The sequence below is a fragment of the Paraburkholderia sp. FW306-2-2C-D06C genome (genome assembly GCF_058781505.1).
The window spans coordinates 1-18807 of sequence record NZ_JBYSWU010000037.1; the positions used below are offsets into that span (position 1 = coordinate 1).

Annotated in this window: 14 protein-coding genes and 2 riboswitches; of the genes, 6 read left to right on the forward strand and 8 right to left on the reverse strand. The window is 64.9% G+C overall.

Features of this window, described 5'->3' with window-relative positions; genetic code table 11:
• Positions 1-490 precede the first annotated feature (490 nt).
• Positions 491-1435 (forward strand): flagellar brake protein, encoded by a 945-nt coding sequence (locus AC3WLT_RS24585; protein WP_492594284.1) that lies wholly within the window; start codon positions 491-493, stop codon positions 1433-1435.
• Positions 1436-1469: 34 nt separating this feature from the next.
• Here the strand turns inward: AC3WLT_RS24585 and AC3WLT_RS24590 are convergent, their stop codons facing one another.
• The 4 genes from AC3WLT_RS24590 to cobW all read right to left on the reverse strand — a co-directional run bounded on the left by AC3WLT_RS24590 (position 1470) and on the right by cobW (position 8127).
• Complete coding sequence (locus AC3WLT_RS24590) at positions 1470-2060, reverse strand: vWA domain-containing protein (RefSeq protein WP_492594285.1); 591 nt, start codon at positions 2058-2060, stop codon at positions 1470-1472.
• Positions 2061-2140: 80 nt separating this feature from the next.
• Entirely contained in the window at positions 2141-3193 is a 1053-nt protein-coding gene (locus AC3WLT_RS24595; protein WP_492594286.1) for a magnesium chelatase ATPase subunit I, read from the reverse strand.
• Complete coding sequence (cobN, locus tag AC3WLT_RS24600) at positions 3190-6990, reverse strand: cobaltochelatase subunit CobN (RefSeq protein ID WP_492594287.1); 3801 nt, start codon at positions 6988-6990, stop codon at positions 3190-3192. The genes AC3WLT_RS24595 and cobN overlap by 4 nt, the downstream gene beginning before the upstream one ends.
• A 6-nt stretch (positions 6991-6996) precedes the next feature.
• Positions 6997-8127, reverse strand: coding sequence for a cobalamin biosynthesis protein CobW (gene cobW / locus AC3WLT_RS24605; protein ID WP_492594288.1), 1131 nt, complete (start codon positions 8125-8127; stop codon positions 6997-6999).
• A 216-nt stretch (positions 8128-8343) separates the two neighbouring features.
• Positions 8344-8624: riboswitch (cobalamin riboswitch) on the reverse strand.
• 92 nt (positions 8625-8716) lie between these two features.
• A riboswitch (cobalamin riboswitch) is annotated at positions 8717-8957 on the forward strand.
• A gap of 222 nt (positions 8958-9179) precedes the next feature.
• Between cobW and cobA the strand changes: the two genes are divergently transcribed.
• The 5 genes from cobA to bluB are packed head-to-tail and all read left to right on the forward strand — an operon-like array spanning position 9180 to position 12940.
• A complete protein-coding gene (gene cobA, locus AC3WLT_RS24610) occupies positions 9180-9932 on the forward strand; it encodes a uroporphyrinogen-III C-methyltransferase (protein ID WP_492594349.1) in 753 nt (250 codons plus the stop codon).
• Entirely contained in the window at positions 9929-10372 is a 444-nt protein-coding gene (locus tag AC3WLT_RS24615; RefSeq protein ID WP_492594289.1) for a cobalamin biosynthesis protein, read from the forward strand. Before cobA ends, AC3WLT_RS24615 begins: the two co-directional genes overlap by 4 nt.
• Positions 10369-10971: a cob(I)yrinic acid a,c-diamide adenosyltransferase gene (cobO, locus tag AC3WLT_RS24620; RefSeq protein WP_492594290.1), complete on the forward strand. Its 603-nt coding sequence runs from the start codon at positions 10369-10371 to the stop codon at positions 10969-10971. The genes AC3WLT_RS24615 and cobO overlap by 4 nt, the downstream gene beginning before the upstream one ends.
• 3 nt (positions 10972-10974) lie before the next feature.
• Complete coding sequence (locus AC3WLT_RS24625) at positions 10975-12300, forward strand: cobyrinic acid a,c-diamide synthase CobB (protein ID WP_492594291.1); 1326 nt, start codon at positions 10975-10977, stop codon at positions 12298-12300.
• Complete coding sequence (bluB, locus tag AC3WLT_RS24630; RefSeq protein WP_492594292.1) at positions 12284-12940, forward strand: 5,6-dimethylbenzimidazole synthase; 657 nt, start codon at positions 12284-12286, stop codon at positions 12938-12940. Before AC3WLT_RS24625 ends, bluB begins: the two co-directional genes overlap by 17 nt.
• Positions 12941-12950: 10 nt before the next feature.
• Here bluB and AC3WLT_RS24635 read toward each other — a convergent pair whose 3' ends face one another.
• From AC3WLT_RS24635 to AC3WLT_RS24650, 4 genes are all read right to left on the reverse strand, one after another.
• Complete coding sequence (locus AC3WLT_RS24635; protein WP_492594293.1) at positions 12951-13631, reverse strand: DUF4136 domain-containing protein; 681 nt, start codon at positions 13629-13631, stop codon at positions 12951-12953.
• Complete coding sequence (locus AC3WLT_RS24640; protein WP_492594294.1) at positions 13631-16111, reverse strand: CHASE2 domain-containing protein; 2481 nt, start codon at positions 16109-16111, stop codon at positions 13631-13633. The genes AC3WLT_RS24635 and AC3WLT_RS24640 overlap by 1 nt, the downstream gene beginning before the upstream one ends.
• A gap of 68 nt (positions 16112-16179) precedes the next feature.
• The gene (locus AC3WLT_RS24645; protein WP_492594295.1) at positions 16180-17634 is read right to left on the reverse strand and encodes a FecR family protein; all 1455 of its coding nucleotides are present in this window, start codon (positions 17632-17634) and stop codon (positions 16180-16182) included.
• Positions 17631-18410 (reverse strand): response regulator transcription factor, encoded by a 780-nt coding sequence (locus AC3WLT_RS24650; RefSeq protein WP_492594296.1) that lies wholly within the window; start codon positions 18408-18410, stop codon positions 17631-17633. Before AC3WLT_RS24650 ends, AC3WLT_RS24645 begins: the two co-directional genes overlap by 4 nt.
• Positions 18411-18807 lie beyond the last annotated feature (397 nt).

The following is an 18807-nucleotide window of genomic DNA, read 5'->3' on the forward strand; positions in this document are numbered from 1 at the left end:
GATTACGCCTGTCTCTCAACAGGCAAACCTTCCTCTAATACTGTGTGAGACTTGATACTTTCGCTTGTCCCGGCAGATCCCGAAGGGCCCACCGGCGCGTCGCGCATCAAGCGCCCACACTTATCGGCTGTTAATTTTTAAAGATCACTCGCTTAGAAGCTCTGCTTTCTTCGCGTCCGTCATCAAACGGGAGGCGAATTATGCGATGCGCCCCCCACCCCGTCAACCCCCTTTGTGAATTTATTTTAAAGAAGTTGAAAAACACCCGAACAGGAGAGCCTCGCTAGCAACAGAAAAATACTTAGAAAACCGAATCAATCCGGGAGCACTCGCAAACTCCCATTCGAAACCCGGCGCGACAGCTAGCATACATTCGCGCCGCGAGCGGACATTGGCCACCCCAACCACCTTAGGCGAAGCCACAAAACCTAAAGCTCCCACCCGGTACAGCCGTAAACAAGTCATACCGCCACTTATTTAGCCGTCGATCATGGAAAACCGAGCAGAATCCCGCGCCGCGGCACCTCCACCCGACACCGTATCGCCGGAACTCACGCTAGACGCAGTGCCGGTGGGCACGCCTCTGGACTGGCCAATCGTAGACTCCGACGGCACCCTCCTCTTCGCCAGTGGCACGATCCTTGCCACAACGGACGAACGCAAATTTCTGTTTGAAAACTTCCACCCGCAACGCGGAGACTTACTGGACACAACCGCGCTCCAGGAACTCACAACCGAGCAACCAGCGGAAAAAAACAGCGAGCTAACAATAAAAGACATGCACCTGACAATAGGTGCACTGATCGGCATGCGCGTCCAAATCGGCAGCGGCGCACCGATGCATCCATCCCGCATCATCGGCTTCGCGCCAAACCACGCGCTATTCGTCACGCCGCCGCTACAGGAAGGCCGCCCACTCCCGCCAGGACTCGGCGAGAACGTAGAAATCGTCGCAATAGCGAGCCAGGCCGTCTTCCGCTTCGTCTGCACGGTAGAGGCAGTCTGCCGCGCACCATTCGACTACGTCGTGTTATCAGAGCCCGGCGTCATCCGCCGTCTGCGCGAGCGCAAGTCGATCCGCGTCCGCACCCACCTCGCGGTACGCTTTGGCATCGGCGAAACCGGGGACACCTATGAAGGCGTCGGCCTCGCGAAAGGCATCAGCGCACTGGGCATGTCGCTGACCGCGCCGTGGACTCTGGGAGCAATCGGCGAACGCCTGCGCGTATCGTTCCGGCTAAAATCAGCAGATCTCGACACGCAAATCGAAACCAGCGCCGTGATCCGCAACGTGCAGAAAGGCGGCTCGCCAGGCGAGCCGTCGACCCATGGCCTCGAACTCGACCAACTCGACGCCGCCCAGCAGATGGCAATGAAAGTCTTCGTGTTCGACCGCCAGGACGATGCGCTGTATTGGTCGAACGGCCTGAAATAAGTACCTGCGAAAGCGTGCTCTATCGTCAGCCTGGTTAGCCGATCAACTCTTCCGGCGTGACACGCGTCGCGCCCCACGCATCGGCGAGCGCCTCGCAACGGCCGAGCCGGATCGCCTCGCGCTCGAAGTCGACGAATACGACTTCGTCCGCATCAAGTGGACGCGCCGGTTGATCGCTACAGCGGCCGTCGGTCAAAATCCACAGCCAGCGCTGCTGCGCAGGCTTGCGGCGCGCGGCGCGCTCCAGCAACTGCGCAGCCTTGCCCACGCCGGACGCGAACGGCGTGCCTCCCCCACCGCCCACCGGCCGCAGCCACCGCTCATTCCACCACTGCGGCACCGCTGGACCGAACCGCAGATCCGCTCGAGTTCCACCAAAACAGACCAGCGCCGCCTCGGAGCGCGCTGCGCTTGCCCGGTCGAACAACGCGATCAACAGCCCTTTGGCGAGCGCGAGACGCTGTCCCGTCAACATTGAGCCGGAACAATCGAGGACGAAGCAATGCAGCACGCTGCCCCGCGGCGCCTCGCGAACGAAGCGCAGATGCTCGGCGCGCAGCTTCTCGCGCCGCATCGCGGCGAATGTCTGCGGCCACGCAATGCGCTTGCCTGGCATGCCTTGCATGCGGCTGCGCGAACCCGTGCCCGCACCTTGCCGCCATCGAAAACCGCTGCGCGAGTCAGCGGCGGCGCCCTTCCGATGGCTCAGCGTTTTTTTGCGCTGAGCGGGATAACGCCTTTGACCTGCGTAATGCCGGCCGGCTCGGGCGGCAGATAGCCCCAATCGCTATCGCCGGATGTGGCAGCAGCGACGCTTGCGGACGAGGCAACCTCTTGCGAAGACGCCTCGTCGGCATCGAAAAAAGCCTGGTTCGGCGCTGCGTTATCACGCGCCTCGCGATCGTGCCGCCGATGCATCAACACCGCTTCGGCAACACGCTCGACGTGCTCTGTCGTGACCGCAACCGCCTGTTCATACGCCGCCAAAGCCCGCGCCGCGCGCAGCATCACGAGATCGGCACGTAGCCCATCCACCGCCGCGGCAATGCACAGCGCGCTGACATGCGCGTGCACTGTATCGTCGAACGCGAGTTGAGGCAGTGCCTCGCGCGCCGCGCGAATCCGTTCGACATACGCGTCCTGCTGCAGCGCATTAGCCGCGCGAAAACCCTGCGGATCCAGATCGAACGCCAGCCGCGCCTTCACGATCTGCTGGCGCACCAGCGGCTCAAAACAGTTCTGCAACTCGACCATCATCCCAAAGCGGTCGATCAGTTGCGGCCGCAACTCGCCTTCCTCCGGATTCATCGTGCCGATCAGCACGAAGCTCGCGTCGTGACTATGCGAAACCCCGTCGCGTTCGACTGCATTCACGCCGCTTGCCGCCGCATCGAGCAGCGCATCGACGAGCGCATCGGGCAGCAAATTGACTTCATCGACATACAGCACGCCGCGATGCGCTTTTGCGAGCAAACCCGGCGAAAACCGCACTGAACCATCGCGCAACACAGTTTCGATATCGAGCGTGCCGATCAGGCGATCTTCGCTGGCGCCGAGCGGCAAATTCACTAGTTGCCCTTCAGGCAACAGTTCGGCGAGCGCGCGCGCAGCGGTCGATTTCGCCGTGCCGCGCGGCCCGCTGACCAGCACACCGCCCAAACCGGGATCGATTGCGGCCAGCAATAGCGCCTGCTGCAACGGCGCCTGGCCGATCAGCGCGGCGAATGGAAAAGCGGGCCGTTGCTTGGCTGCATTCATGTTTGCATTCCTTCGATCTGCTGCTCGCTTGCCAGCAGATGCTGTTCGACTTGCTCGCGATAGTCGCCGGGCGCTTGCCACAAACCACGCTGCATCGCTTCGAGCAAACGCTCGCAGACGGAATGCAGCGCATGCGGATTGTGCCGCTGCATGAACTCGCGCGTATCGGCGTCGTTCAGATAGGCATCGGCGACGAGCGCATATTGATGATCGGCGATCACGCGCGCGGTCGCATCGTAGCCGTACAAATAGTCGACCGTTGCAGCGATTTCGGCAGCGCCTTTATAGCCGTGGCGCTTCACACCGTCGAGCCATTTCGGATTGACCACGCGCGAACGGATCACGCGTGCAATTTCCTCATGCAGCGTGCGCACTCGCGGCGCGGCCGGATTGCTGTGGTCGGCATGATAGATATGCGGCTGATTGCCCGCGAGATGCCGGACTGCCGCCACCATGCCGCCTTGAAACTGATAGTAATCGTTCGAATCGAGCACATCGTGCTCGCGGTTGTCCTGATTCTGCAGCACCACGTCCATCGCCGCGAGACGCGTGCCGAACGCCTGGCGCGCTTCTTCGCCGGCGCTTTTCTGCGTGTACGCGTAGCCGCCCCACGCCTGATACGCGTTCGCGAGGTCGGCGTCGGTTTGCCATTGCCGCGAGTCGATCATGTCCTGCAAGCCCGCGCCATACGCGCCGGGCCGCGCGCTGAACACGCGCCAGCCGGCGCGCTTACGCGCTTCGGCCGCATCCATGCCGCGCGCGATTAGCGCATCGCGCTCACGCAGCACGCGCGCGCGGATCGGGTTCATATCCTCGGGTTCGTCGAGCTCGGCCACTGCCTGTACCGCGGCATCGAACAGATGCATCACGTTCGCGAATGCATCGCGGAAAAAGCCCGAGACGCGCAAGGTCACGTCGATGCGGGGCCGGTCGAACACCTCGATCGGCATGATCTCGAAGTCGGTCACGCGATGACTGCCCGGCGCCCACTTCGGCCGCACGCCGAGTAGCGCGAGCGCCTGGGCGATATCGTCGCCGCCCGTGCGCATGGTCGCCGTGCCCCATACCGAGAGCCCGATAGCGCGCGGGTAGTCGCCGTTTTCCTGCAAATGCCGCTCGATGAGCTGCTGTGCGGATTTCAAGCCGAGCGACCACGCCGCTTGCGTCGGAATCGCGCGCGTATCGACCGAATAGAAGTTGCGGCCGGTCGGCAGCACGTCGGGCCGTCCACGCGAGGGCGAACCGCTCGGCCCCGGCGGTACGAAGCGCCCTTCGAGACCGCGCTTCAGATGCCGCATTTCTTGCGGCCCGCATGCGTCGAGCCGCGGCAGGACGTCGGCACGCAAGCGCTCGATCACACGTTCGGCTTGCGGCAAGGTTCCCGCCGCGGGCGCCAATGCATCAGTTTCATCGCCACACGCGCCGCGCAGCATCCCGGCCGCCAACAACTCCAGACGCTCGCGCGTGTCGCCGCAGTGCCGCCACGGCGCATCGCTCACGCGCTGCAAAACGTCGGGACGCGGTCCATCCCACGCCGCAGACCAATCCACCGACAGCGGATCGAACCGATGATCCACCCGCAGATCGCGCGCCAACGCATCGATCAAACCGGCTCTTTCAGCCTGCCCGTCGCCAACCGGGAAACGCCCCAACGCCAGCAACGTATCGCGCCGCTGCACGCCTTCCGGCGAACGCCCGAAGGTGTGCAAACCATCGCGAATCTGCGCTTCCTTCAACTCGCACAGCCACGCATCGACGCGCGTCAGCAGCACGTCCTCGGCATCTTGCCCGTCCGGCGCCGCAAGACTCAGCTCTTCATGCAGCCGATGCTCCACGATGGTCGCGAGAATCGTGCGCCTCAAGAGCTTCGCGCGGCGCGGGTCGACCATCAGCGCTTCATAGTATTCGTCGACCTGGCGCTCGAGATCCTGCAACGGCCCATAGCTTTCGGCGCGCGTGAGCGGCGGCATCAGGTGGTCGATAATGACGGCCTGCGCGCGGCGCTTGGCCTGGCTGCCCTCGCCCGGATCGTTGACGATGAACGGATAGAGATGCGGCAGCGGCCCAAGAATCAGATCGGGCCAGCACGCATCGCTCAGCGCGACACTCTTGCCCGGCAGCCATTCGAGGTTGCCATGCTTGCCGACGTGCACGACCGCGTCGATGCCGAACTGATGGCGCAGCCAGAAATAGAACGCGAGATAGGCATGCGGCGGCACGAGATCGGCGTCGTGATAGCTCGCATAATCGCCCTGTTCGCGCGAGCGCGATGGTTGAATGCCGACGAACACATGTCCGCAGCGCCAGCCCGCGATCATGAAACGGCCGCGCCGCAGCGTCGGGTCCCGCTCAGGCGAGCCCCAGCGCGCGTTCAATGCGTCGCGCGCTTCGGCAGGCAGCCGGTTGAAATACGAAAGATAGTCGTCGAGTGCGAGGCTTTGCAGCGCGGGCCGCAAGTCGCGCACGACGGGGTCGTTGGTGACGCCTTCGGTCAGCTTCTTCAACAGCGCGTCGCCGTCAGCGGGCAATTCGCTCAAACGATAGCCTTCGTCGCGCAGCATCGACAGGATGCCGACCACCGACGCCGGCGTATCGAGCCCCACGCCATTGCCGATGCGCCCTTCGCTCATAGGGTAGTTGGCGAGAATCAGCGCGAGTTTCTTGTCGGCGTTGTCGAGCGTGCGCAGACGGCACCAGCGGCGGCTCAGTTCAGCGAGAAAACCGACACGTTCGAGGTCCGGCTGATAGCGGACCACATCGACTTCCGTGTGCGGACAACGATAGGCGAGCCCCTTGAAACTGATCGCCCGTGTGATGATGCGGCCGTCCACTTCCGGCAGCGCGATATGCATCGCGATATCGCGCGAGTTGAGGCCTTGATTGTCCTTGAGCCAGTCTTCGCGATTGCCGCCGCTCAGGATCACCTGCATGACCGGCGCGTCGCCGGCCAGCGCGAGCGGCTCGGGGTCGTCGATCGCCGACGCGGCAAACGCGGTCGTGTTCAGAACCAGCGAGACATCATGTTGCGCGCACAACCGCTGCACGACTTCGCGGCTCATCGCATCTTTCAGCGAGGTAATCGCAATCGGCAGCGGATTCAAACCCTGCGTTTCGAGCGCGGCGATCAGCGCGTCGAACACGGCTGTGTTGGCCGCCTGCAAGTGCGCTTTGTAGAACAGGATCGCGGCAACCGGCGCATCCTCGCTCCAGCGCGCCTGCCAGTCGGCCATCGTCGGCGTATCGCGCTCGGGATGGTAGAGCGTTGCGGCAGGCAACGCGCGCGGCGGTGCGGGTTCATGCCCCCAGCCGACCGCACGATACGCAATGCAGCGCAGGAACGCCTCGGCATTCTGCGCGCCGCCTTCGCGCAGATAACGCCATAGCTGATGGCACAGTTCGGCATCCGCCGTGCTGCGCGCAAGCAGATTCGGATCTTCCTGCAAATCGCCGGAGAACATCGCCAGTGTCTGCTTCCTGCGCCCGGCGAGCGCGACCACCTGCTCGATCCCGTAAGGCCAGTACGCCTCGCCGCCGAGGTGATCCACGACCACGACGCGCGCATGCTGCAGCACGTCCTCGACATAGAAATCGACCGACGCCGGTTGCCGCAAATAAGTGACATTCGCGAGCCGCACGCTCGGGAAATCGGCACCCAAACGAGGAAACACGCTGGCGAGCAGCGACAGCGTCGTATCGGCGGAGCTAAGCACCACGATATCGGCGGGCTGCTGATCGATACGGATCACGCCCTGGGTATCGTCGACAAAACCGCCCGGCGTAGTGCGCAGCAGATGCATGATCGATTACGCCTGTTGCGGTTCGGCGCTCGACACAACCCGCAATGCAGCGCCCAGTGCAGCATCGAACGCGCGTTGCAGCGTAGCCTGATCCAGGTCCTCGCCGATCAGCACGAAGCGGCTCTGCCGACCCTCGCCGATTTCGCCGATTTCGCCGATTTCGCCGGGTTGCCAGCGACGATCGAAGTAGCTGTCGAAACGGCGCCCCACGCCTTGAATCACGAGCCGCATCAATGCGCCCGGCAACGCCGCAAAACCTTTGACGCGGTAAATCGTATGCGTTTCGACCAGCCCTTGCAGCGCGGCGATCACCGCTTCACGCGACGGCGCGCTCGCGTGCACCACGACAGAATCGAATTCGTCGTGATGGTGATCGGCGTCGTCGGCCGAACCGTGGTGGTCGTGGCGCAAGTGGATCGTTTCTTCGGAGGCGGCTTCGAGGCCGAGCAACGTGTGCAGATCGAGCTGGCCCATCTGTGCGCGCACGATCTTCACTTGCGGCGGAATCTCTTCACGGATCGCGGTCTCGACAGCGCTTTGCTGTTCATCGTCGAGCAAATCCGTTTTGTTCAGAATCACCAGATCGGCCGCCGACAGCTGATCCTCGAACAGTTCGTGCAGCGGCGATTCGTGATCGAGATTCGGATCGGCCTTGCGCTGCGCATCGACAGCGAGCGGGTTGTCGGCGAACTGGCCGCTCGCCGCGGCGGGGCCGTCCACCACAGTCACCACCGCGTCGACGGTGAAGCTGCTCTTGATCTGCGGCCAGTTGAAGGCCTGCACCAGCGGCTTAGGCAGTGCAAGACCGGAGGTTTCGATCAGCACGTGATCGATCTGCTCGCGGCGCTCGACGAGCTTTTCCATCACCGGGAAAAACTCTTCCTGCACCGTGCAGCACAGGCAGCCGTTCGCGAGTTCATACAGTTGCCCCTCGGTTTCGACGCCGTTCTCATCGCAACCGATCCCGCAACCCTTGAGGATTTCACCGTCGATGCCGAGTTCGCCGAACTCGTTGACGATCACCGCAATGCGCTTGCCGCCCGCATGCTGAAGAATATGCCGCAGCAGCGTGGTCTTGCCGCTGCCGAGAAAGCCCGTCACGATGGTGACGGGGATCCTGCGCATTTGAGTTTGCATCGTTGGTTCCATCCGAAGAAGTTGCGCGTTCACACGCCGGCGGTCCGGGTCTGGTTCGGGTCGGGTTCGGGTCCGAATGCGCTCGAGTCCAGGACAAACCAGCGCCAGGCAGGCAAACACGAAAACGGAACACAGATACGACAGCGGGGACGAAAAGCGGCGTTGCCGCGGCAACAGAGAACGAGGTCATGAACGAGCCACCGCATCCCCGCGGCGTTCATCCGTCATATTCTGGCCGGTATCCGGGCTGGCGAAAGCGCCGCTTCACCTTCCCGCGCGAGTGATTTCTCGCCCAGTGGTCATATGCCGACGCGGCCTTGCGCGTGGACATCGAAGCCGGCTCCGCGGCGCTGGAGAACGCATCCAGGCGCCGCTTTTCGCTTACCGTTGCGGGGGCAGCACAGGTTGACCCGGTCCATAGCAGGCGGGCGCCCTGTTTCCCGTTTAACTGCATGCGCACGAGCGCGCACACGAGCACCAAAGTGCGTGCGAGTGTAGGCCCGCGGCCCCGCGCCGTCAAGGAAGCGCGACAGGAAGCGCGGGCCGCGCCGGGGTCTTGCCGCGCGCGCCGGCGCGGGCCGCCGTGTGCTATCGTATGCGCGCGTTTGGTGCCCGCACATGCGTTCGCATGTGCAGTTAAACGGGAAACAGGCCGCGCTCGATTGCGCTCAACCTGTGCTGTCCCCGCAACGGTAAGCGACCTGCGGCGCTGGGTTCAATCCTGTCGCGCCGCGCATGCGTTTTCGATGCCACTGTCTGACGATTCAGGACGGGAAGGCAAAGCGCATGAGGCCGCCAGCCCGGATACCGGCCAGACGCGGAGGCGGCGAATGTCACGCCGCCGGCCGCCTGAATCCGCGAGGGACGGATGTGAAGGCGCTGAAGCATGACGTAATACGAACGCCCGCTTGCGATTTCGATGAAAATGCGGCGAGCGGCGTTGCCGTTGTGCGTAATCTGTCGCACCGCATGAGTTCTATTTCCGCCTGGGCCGTCTGCATGGCTCGCCTGTTTCCACTTGTCACGACATGGGGCGCGCCATGCACGCCGCGATGAGCCGCGCGTGGCTGATCGGCGCCGGCCCCGGCGACGTCGAACTGATGACGCTCAAGGCGACGCGCGCATTGGCGCAGGCCGACGTGGTACTGGTCGACGATCTGGTGAATCCCGAAGTGCTGCAATTCGCGCGCGCCGACGCGCTGGTCGTTCATGTCGGCAAACGTGGCGGGCATCCGTCGACGCCGCAGGCCGACATCGTCGCGCAGATGCTCGAACATGTGCAGGCCGGGCGCAGTGTCGCACGCCTGAAAGGCGGCGATCCGTTCGTATTCGGCCGCGGCGGCGAAGAGCAGCAGGCGCTGCATGCGGCGGGCATCGAGGTGGAAGTCGTCAACGGCATCACGGCGGGCATCGCGGCGCCCGCGGCGATCGGCATTCCGGTCACGCATCGCGAATACGCGCAGGGCGTGGTGTTCGTCACCGGACACGGCGCCGGCAGCGGCGAGCCGGATTGGGCGGCGCTCGTCGCGACGCGGATGACGCTGGTGATCTACATGGGCATGCGGCGGCTCAACGATATCGCCGGCACGTTGCTCGCGGCAGGCATGAGCGCCGATACGCCCTGTGCCGCGATCGAATTCGCGACACGTCCTGAACAAAGACATGCGCTCGCGCCACTTGGCGGCCTGGCCGACGCAGTCGCGCGCGCCGGTCTTGGCTCGCCGGCGATCGTGGTGATCGGCGGGGTGGCGTCGCTGGCGCTCGCGCGGGCCGCGGCGAATGCCGACGCAGCAGGGGCGCGATGAAAACGCTGACGGTCGGCATCGGTTGCCGCTTGCATAGTTCGGCTGAACAGATCGAGGCAGCCGTGCGCGCGGCGCTCGGCACTCATACACACGATGAAATCAGCGCAGTTGCCAGCATCGACGTCAAGGCCCACGAAGCGGGTCTGCTCGAATTCTGCGCACGGCACGCGCTACCGTTGAAACTGTTCAGCCGCGAGCAGATTGCCGCCTTGCCCGTGGCGGAGACTGAACCTTCGGCGGCGACACGCGAACATCTCGGCGTGGACGGCGTCTGCGAACCCTGCGCGTTGCTGGCCGCAGGTTCGAAATCCGCTGCAGCCGGGGCGCACCTCATCGTGCGCAAAACCGTACTCGACGGCGTCACCGTAGCGATCGCTTCGACCGCTCACGCCGGCATCGACCCCACCCACCACGACTCCAACGAACAGGACCTTCCATGAAGACCGATCCCGAATCGCATCAGCGCATGACCGAGCGCCGGCGCGAAGGCCACGAGAAAAAGCAGGCCGCCGCCACCGTCGAAAAAGGTCTGCTGATCGTCAACACCGGCACCGGCAAAGGCAAGACCACAGCCGCGTTCGGCATGGCCGTGCGGGTGCTCGGACACGGCATGCGTCTGGGCGTCGTGCAGTTCATCAAAGGCGCGCTGCATACCTCGGAGCGCGACTTCCTCGGCGCAATCGCCAATTGCGATTTCGTCACGATGGGCGACGGCTATACGTGGAACACGCAAAACCGCGACGCCGACATCGCCACTGCGCGCAAAGGCTGGGACGAAGCGCGCCGCATGATCGAGAGCGGCGACTACCAGATGGTGATCCTCGACGAATTGAATACGGTGCTGAAGTACGAATACCTGCCGCTCGACGAAGTGCTGTCCGTCCTGAACGCGCGTGCGGAAATGCTGCACGTGGTGGTGACCGGCCGTCACGCGCCGGACGCGTTGATCGAAGCCGCCGACCTCGTCACCGAAATGCGCATCGTCAAGCATCCGTATCGCGAGCAAGGCGTGAAAGCGCAGCGCGGCGTGGAGTTCTAAGCGATGTCCGCGCCCCCCAAGGGGACTTCCTTCGGGGCGTGCCCCGCCCTGTTCATTAGCGCGCCGGCTTCGGGTCAAGGCAAGACCACGATCACCGCGGGTCTGGCGCGCTACCATCGGCGGCTGGGGCGGCGTGTGCGCGTATTCAAGACCGGTCCCGACTTTCTCGACCCGATGATACTGGCGCAAGCCAGCGGCGCGCCGGTCCTGTCGCTCGATCTCTGGATGGTGGGCGAAGCGGCATGCCGCAATCTGCTCGCGCAAGCGGCGGCCGAAGCCGATCTGATCCTGATCGAAGGCGTAATGGGCCTGTTCGACGGCACGCCGAGCAGCGCCGATCTGGCAACCGTATTCGGCGTGCCGGTACTGGCTGTGATTTCAGCGAAGGCGATGGCGCAGACCTTCGGCGCGGTGGCCTTCGGTCTCGCGCAATTCAGGCCGCAACTGCCGTTTTACGGCGTGCTCGCCAATCGCGTCGGTTCTTCAAGGCACGCGCGGATGCTCGAAGAATCGCTGCCGCCCGGTATGCGCTGGTGCGGCTACATCGCCGGCAACGACGAAATCGAGTTGCCCGACCGCCATCTCGGCCTGCATCAAGCTGCGGAGATCGACGATCTGCACACACGTCTGGATCGAGCCGCCGATGCGCTCGCGCAAACCGCGCTGGCTGAATTGCCGCCGCCGGTCGAATTCGGCGAAGCTGTCCAGGAAGCGTTGCCGCGCCTTCTGGAAGGCAAGCGGATCGCCATCGCACGCGATGCGGCGTTCTCGTTCATCTACCCAGCCAACGTCACGCTCTTGCAAACACTCGGCGCGCACGTCGAATACTTTTCGCCGCTCGCCGACGATGCCTTACCGGACCAGACCGACGCCCTGTACCTCCCGGGCGGCTATCCCGAACTGCACGCCGCCGCGCTGGCCGGCAACACGCGCAGCGCCGCGGCGATCCGCGCGCACGCGGCAGCGGGCAAACCGGTCGTCGCCGAATGCGGCGGCATGCTCTACCTGCTCGATCAGCTCACCGACACGAACGGCGCCAGCGCGCCGATGCTCGGCCTGCTGCCCGGCCACGCGACGATGCAAACGCGCTTCACCGCGCTCGGCATGCAGCAGATCGACGGCCTGCACGGCCCGCTGACCGGTCACACCTTTCACTACTCGAAGCTGACGACGCCGCTCACGCCGTTGCGTTCAGCCACCCGCCCGCACAGCGACGCGCCCGGCGAGGCGGTGTTCCGTGCCGGCTCGATCGTCGCGACTTACATGCACGCTTATTGGCCCTCCAACCCGGCCTTCACGGCCGCCCTGTTCAATGGCGAAGCCTTTTAACGACTCCGAGCGCGAAGCCGTCTACCGCGCAATTTACGAACGGCGCGACATGCGCCACTTCGTGCGCGACCCGGTCAATCCCGCCGTGTTGCAACGGCTGCTCGACGCGGCGCATCACGCGCCCAGCGTCGGCTTCATGCAGCCGTGGCGCATCGCGCGCATCACCGATCCCGCCTTGCGCGCCGCGTTGCACGAGACCGTCGAAAGCGAACGGCTCGCCACCGCCGACGCCCTCGGCAAGCGGCGCGAAGAGTTCATGAAGCTGAAGGTCGAAGGCATGCTGGAATGCGGCGAACTACTGGTGATGGCGCTGATGGACGGCCGCGAGCGGCACATCTTCGGACGCCGCACCTTGCCGGAGATGGATCTCGCCTCGGTGGCGTGCGCGATCCAGAACATGTGGCTCGCCGCCCGCGCGGAAGGACTGGGAATGGGCTGGGTGTCGCTCTTCGACGTCGACACGGTGCGCTCGCAGCTGCACATGCCCGCAGGTGCACGGCCGGTGGCGATCTTGTGCCTCGGCCACGTCGATCAGTTTTACAGCGAGCCGATGCTGGAAACCGAACGCTGGGCGAGCCGCATGCCGCTCGCCGATTGCGTGTTCGAAAACCGCTGGCCGGACGATAAAGCGCCGGAATAGCGCCTGCGTTCTACTGTACGACCGGCTTCACCGATACCACGTCTGGCACGCCGCCCGCCTGATCGGCGCGCAGCTTCACGCGCCAGTCCGATGGCGCGCCGAACGGAAATTTCGCCAACGCGCTTTTCACGAGCGTCGGCATAGCGTGCAGCGGATCGGCATCGCGATCGCTGCTCATCGCGCTGACTTTGTAGACTTCATGCCCGTTCGCCCGCTCGAAAAACCGCAGCGTCAACGAGTGTTGATACGCGCGCCCGCCGAACAGCGAGACCGGCGGCTCGGCCGGACGCCCGCACGTGCCTGCCGCGCAATCCGCTGCATTGACGCCCACCGTGGCCGGCCGCGTGGCATAGGCGATCGACAGCAGATAGTGCGCCTGCTGCGCCGACGCATCGACGAAACCATGCCTCGTCAGTTCATCGCGCAGCAAGGCTTCGAATTGCGGATGATCCGCGCTGGCGTCCTGTGACGGCATGCGCGCGATCGTATAGGTGCGTTCGCCTTGCAATGCGGCGGCCGGATTCGCAGTGTGCACGTCGGCGTTCAGGCCCGTGCAACCGCTAAGAGTCGCCGCAGCCAGCGCGGCACAGATCAGTATCGATTTCACCGTCTTCTCGCCTCGATAAGGTGCGTGTTCATGCTGTGCATGCTGTGCATGGGCCTGGCCGCCGGGCGTCACGTTACGGCGCATCAGCGCTGATATTCAGGCTGCGTGTCGTCGAATGCCGGCAGGCAAATCGTAAAAGCCGTCCCCCTGCCCGGCGCGCTGACCACCTCCACGTCACCGCCATGGCGCGTCACGACGGTTTTGACAAACGCCATCCCCAATCCCGCGCCGCCGACTTCGGGCCGCTCCGTCTGGTGAAAGCGCCGGAACCGCCCGAACAGACCCGCCTGCTGTTCCTCGGGAATACCGTAGCCTTCGTCGCGGATCGTACACGACACGCGTTTTGCGGCGCCCGGCGCGGCCTTCGCCGCCAGGTTGTCGAGGCGGCCGAGGCTGCAAGTGATCCGCGTATCGGGCGGGCTGTATTTGACCGCATTGTTCAGGATGTTGACGAGCGCGCGCGTCATCAGCGAACGGTCGGCGCAGATCCAGTGGCCGTCGTCGCTGCCGGTATCGTCGGTATCCGTTTGCAGCGTGATCCGCCTGGCATGGGCCTGCGGCCAGACTTCGTCGCTGGCGTCGATCATCAGCTCGGTCAGGCTTACCGGCTCGAGCACGTAGGTTTGCGATTCGGCGCGCGCCAGTTGCACGAAATCGTCGGCGAGCGTCAACGCGCGTTGCGCATAGCGTTCGATGCGCTCCAGCAAACCGTGCGCCAGCGCCGATTCGCCGCGGGCGCGCTCCATCTCCACCAGCGCGAGAATCGACGCCTGCGGCGAGCGCATGTCGTGCGACAGCAGCTGCAGCGCGTCTTCGCGCTGGCGCTCGGCCGCATGCAGCGCCGACACGTCGACCAGACCCGCGATCCAGCCGGTCGTCTCGCCCTGCTCGTTGGTGCAGTTCGCGTACCGCAGCAGATGGTCGCGCTCATTGGCGTCGCGCACCTCGACGCCCTGTGCCATCAGCGCGGCAAATTCGCCGCGCGCCGGGTCGAGCAGCGCGGGCCAATGGGCATGCGCGAACAGATTGTTTTCGGTATCGGATGCAGCGCCGCTATCGATGGTCTTCACGAGCGTCAGGCCGTCCAGCACCGTCCACATCGGCTGGCCCTCCGGCGTTACCACGCCCAGACGCGCGAAATGCGCCTTGGCCGCGTGGTTCGCGATCAGCACGATGCCGTCCACGTCGCTCACGAGGATCGGCTCGGGCATGCTGTCGAGGCTGTCCCATACGAAACGCTTCATGTCCTGTACGCGTTGCGCGGCTCGCGCCATCAGCGCGATATGCTGCTCCAGCACGTCGCCGCCGAACTCACGGCGGCGCTGCGGCGTTTCGGGCAACAGATGCGGTTCGTCGGCGAGCCGTTGCAGTTCTTCGCGCAGATAGGCCATGGTCATTTCGAGGCGCCGCCAGTTCCAGATCGGATACACGACAATCACGCCGACAATCGCCGGCACCGGCGACATCCACAACCGCACGCCGTACAGCAAAGCCGCGCTGCCGGCCGCGGTAAGCGCGCACAGAGCGCCGGTCAACAGTAGCGAGCGGCGCGGCGACAACACCAGAAAACCCGCCAACAGCGCGGCGAGCGGCACCAGCGACACGGCGAACAGCAGCCACGGCTCGGCGGGCTCGATCGCGCGGCCGGTCAGCAGCGTGTCGAGCACGTCCGCGTGGATATAGACGCCGGGCAGCGGGCCCAATACACCGGACACCGGCGTGGCAAAGCGATCGTACAAGCCGGATGCGGTCACGCCGATCAGCACGACGCGTCCGCGCAGTTTTTCCGCCGGCACGTCGCCCGCGAGGACGCTCGCGAAGCTCAGCTTCGAATAGTTCTGAGCGTTCGGACCAAAGGGAATCAGAAAGCGGGCTTCGCCCTGCGGCTCCGGCGCCGCCGCATGGCCGGCGGAAAGTTTGCGCGGGCGCTCGTACAGTTGCAGCGCGCCGCGCTCGACGGCTTGCGCGACCGGCACCATCAATTGCGGCCAGCGCGAATCCGCGTCGCCTTCGAATTGCGCGACGCTGCGCACGATACCGTCGCTGTCGACCTCGAGATTGATATGGCCAAGGCCGGCCGCGGCATGCGCGAGCGGCGCCACCGGTTCGACGGCGACGCGTCGGCCCGCACTGTCGAGCGGACTGAGCAGCATCGGCAGATAGGTGGGGCTCAAGGCGATGGCTCGGGCGAGTTGGGCGTCGTCCGGATTGGCTTCGGTGAACAGCACGTCGTAGATCACCGCGGCGGGTTTCGCCCTGGCGAGCTGTTCGAGCAGCCGTGCGTGCACGCTGCGTGGCCATGGCCAGCGGCCGAGCTGCGCGATGCTGGCGTTGTCGATTTCGACCATCACGATGTCGGACGACACGGGCTGCGCGCGCAGGCTCAGAAAGCCGTCGTAGACCAGATGATCGACACTCGTGGTCAGCCGTCCGGGCGAGCCGAGCAGAATCACGACGAGGCCAAGGCAGCCGATACCCAGCCATTCGAACAGGAAACGGCGCCCGGCGCGCCTTCCGAGGCGCGCGCGCGGATCGAGGCTCAGGCGCGGGGATGGGGTCGGCAAGACGGTGGTTCGTTCCTGGGCTGTGCAACAGGTTTTCCGGCGGTTCTCAGTCAGCGATTCTATCGGTGTCAGCGCGCAAGCGTGAAGGAATGGATCGAGCTGCTCTTCTCATAGAACCTGCCGTTCTCGAACTGTTCGGCGACGACCGTCCAATAGTAGACGCCGCGCGGCAGATCGCTCACGACCAGTTGCCCGCCCGTCAGATCGGTGCGATCGACAATCGGGTGGCGCAAATCTTCAGTTGTCGCCAGCACGAAGCGAAAGCGCGTCTCGACATTGGTGCGGCCGACGAACCAGCGGAATTCGTAGTCGCGGCTGCCGGCGCGCTGCGCCGCCGACGCCGCCAGCCCGAACTGGCGCCGGTCGAAGCCGTACACCTGCGGCAAACCTTCGAGCCCATTGCTGTCGATCGCGGCGATGCGCACGAAATAGGTGCCGTCGGCCAGTTCGCCGAAATCCGCATGCGGCGCGCTCACCCGCAGATCGCGGATCAGGTCGAGCTGATCGGCATCGCGCGCGATCTGCACGCGGTAGGCCACCGCGCGCTCGGCCGGCACGAGGTCGAAAGCGACCGTCTTACCGTCCTGCACCTTCGCCGGCTCGGTGAGCGCCGGCGCGGGCAGCAATTCGACCGGATCGCCGATCTCGCTGCCCGCGCGCGTGATGCTGCCAAAGTGCGCCTTGACGAGTTGCGCGGACGCCTGCAACGGCACCCCCGGCAGCGGCGCCTTCGCGTGGCCGCCGACGCCGGCAGGATCGACGCCGACCGCGCCGTCCAGCACTTCCACGGCGGTGGTCTGCGCGTCGCCGTCATACGCCACCTTGAAACGCGTGCCTCGCACGCCGGCCACCACGGATGGCGAGTGAATCTGGAAACGGTCGTCCTTTTTGGTGGCGTGCGTCACCTCGCTGTCGACTTCGCCACGGTGCAGTTCGAGGACCCGGTCAGCCGCGCCGGTCAGCACGGTGTTCCGGAGCTTGCCAATGTCGAACATGCCTTCCTGCAACATCGATACGTGCGAACCGTCCGGCAACTCCAACGTGACAAAACCGTCATGGCCGGTGCGGATGCGGTCGCCTTCGCCGATCGTCATGCCGACTGACAGCGGGGTGTAGGGGTTCTTGCCGAACGCGCGCTCGGCCGGGCCGCTCGTCGCGATGACGCGCGCCGATTCCGGGTCCTGCCTGAGCTGGCCGGCCGGCAGCCGCAGCGCAATTCCGGCCGGCAGGCGGCGCGGCGCGGGCACGTGATTCAGGCGGCTCAGGACGGCCCAATCCTGCGGATCGCGCATATAGCGGCCAGCAATGTCATATAGCGTGTCGCCATCGTGGGTCACGTACGAGACATAGAGCGGCGCGGCGGCCGTCGCGCGTGGCTTCGGCGGGCGGGACGTTTGGGCGTCGGCCAATGCCGGTGCGAAGCACGTCACGGCGGCGCTCAGACCTGCCGCCAGCACTGCGCACGCTCGGCGGCCCGGCGAGCGCACGATACCGCGCGCTGCCGTGTCGAAGGAAACCGTCACACGCCCCCCGCTTCAGGGCGTTCGTCGCTCGCGACCGGTGCGCCGGGCTCCATCCGCTCAAGCCGCTCAAGCCGCTCGAGCCGCTCGAGCCGCTCGAGCCGCTCGAGCCGATAGCCATAGCCGTAGATCGGCGTCAGACGATAGCCGTGCTCCGGACGCAAGCCGAGCTTGCTGCGCAGCATCGACACGTGTGTGTCCATCGTGCGCGAGGGAATATCGGTCGCCTGCTTCCAGATCACATCGAGGATGTGCGCGCGCGACAGCGGCCGGCTCAGATGTTGAAACAACAGCAACGCGAGTTCGAATTCCTTCTGCGTCACGGTCACCGTCGTGCCGCGCACCACCACGTGCTTCGAGCCCAGATCGAACTCGAATTCGCCGAAGACTTCCTTCGCCGCGGCCGGCTTCAGATGATACGCGCGGCGCAGCAGCGAACCGACGCGCGCCAGCAGCACCGCCGCCGAGACCGGCTTGACGACGTAGTCGTCCGCGCCGGTGTTGAGGATCGAGGTGATATCGGTCTCGCGGCCGCGGCTCGTCATGAACAGCACCGGCAAACGCTCGGACAGGCTTTCGCGCACCCAGCGCAGCACGTCTTCGCCGGACATGTCGGGCACGTTCCAGTCGAGCACCAGCAGGTCGAAAGTCTGGCGCCGCAGCTGCCGCACCAGTTCACGGCCCGCGCCGTACGCGTGACAGATATGGCCCGCCGCCGACAGCGTCTGGCATACAAGATCGGCCTGAGCCGGATCGTCATCAAGGACTGCAATTCTCATAGAACCCCGCAACGCGACATCGTCCTTCGTATCTGGTGGCCGGCAGGCCGGTCGATGACCGGGATTGACGGCAGCTACGCCGTCGATCCGGCTCCTCGTTTCATCCTCGACTTCACTCTTTTTCGATTATCGGGCGCCAAGGCCCCGCCCTGTCCAGATCCGTCGCCGTCCTGTCTCAAAATTGGCGCCTATTTTTGCTTTTTGTCGCGTCAATAGCCACGAAGGCGAATCATCATAATCGAAAACAGCCGTCTTTCTTCCGGATGCGATTAAGCGGCGATCCGGCCCGGCCCGGTGCTGCGCGAGCCTCTCCCCTACGTTTCCGAAGTTCTCTCTCAGGCTCTTTCCGGCGCTCCTGGGTATTCAATTATCGACCTCCAGGGGGCGTACTTCGGTT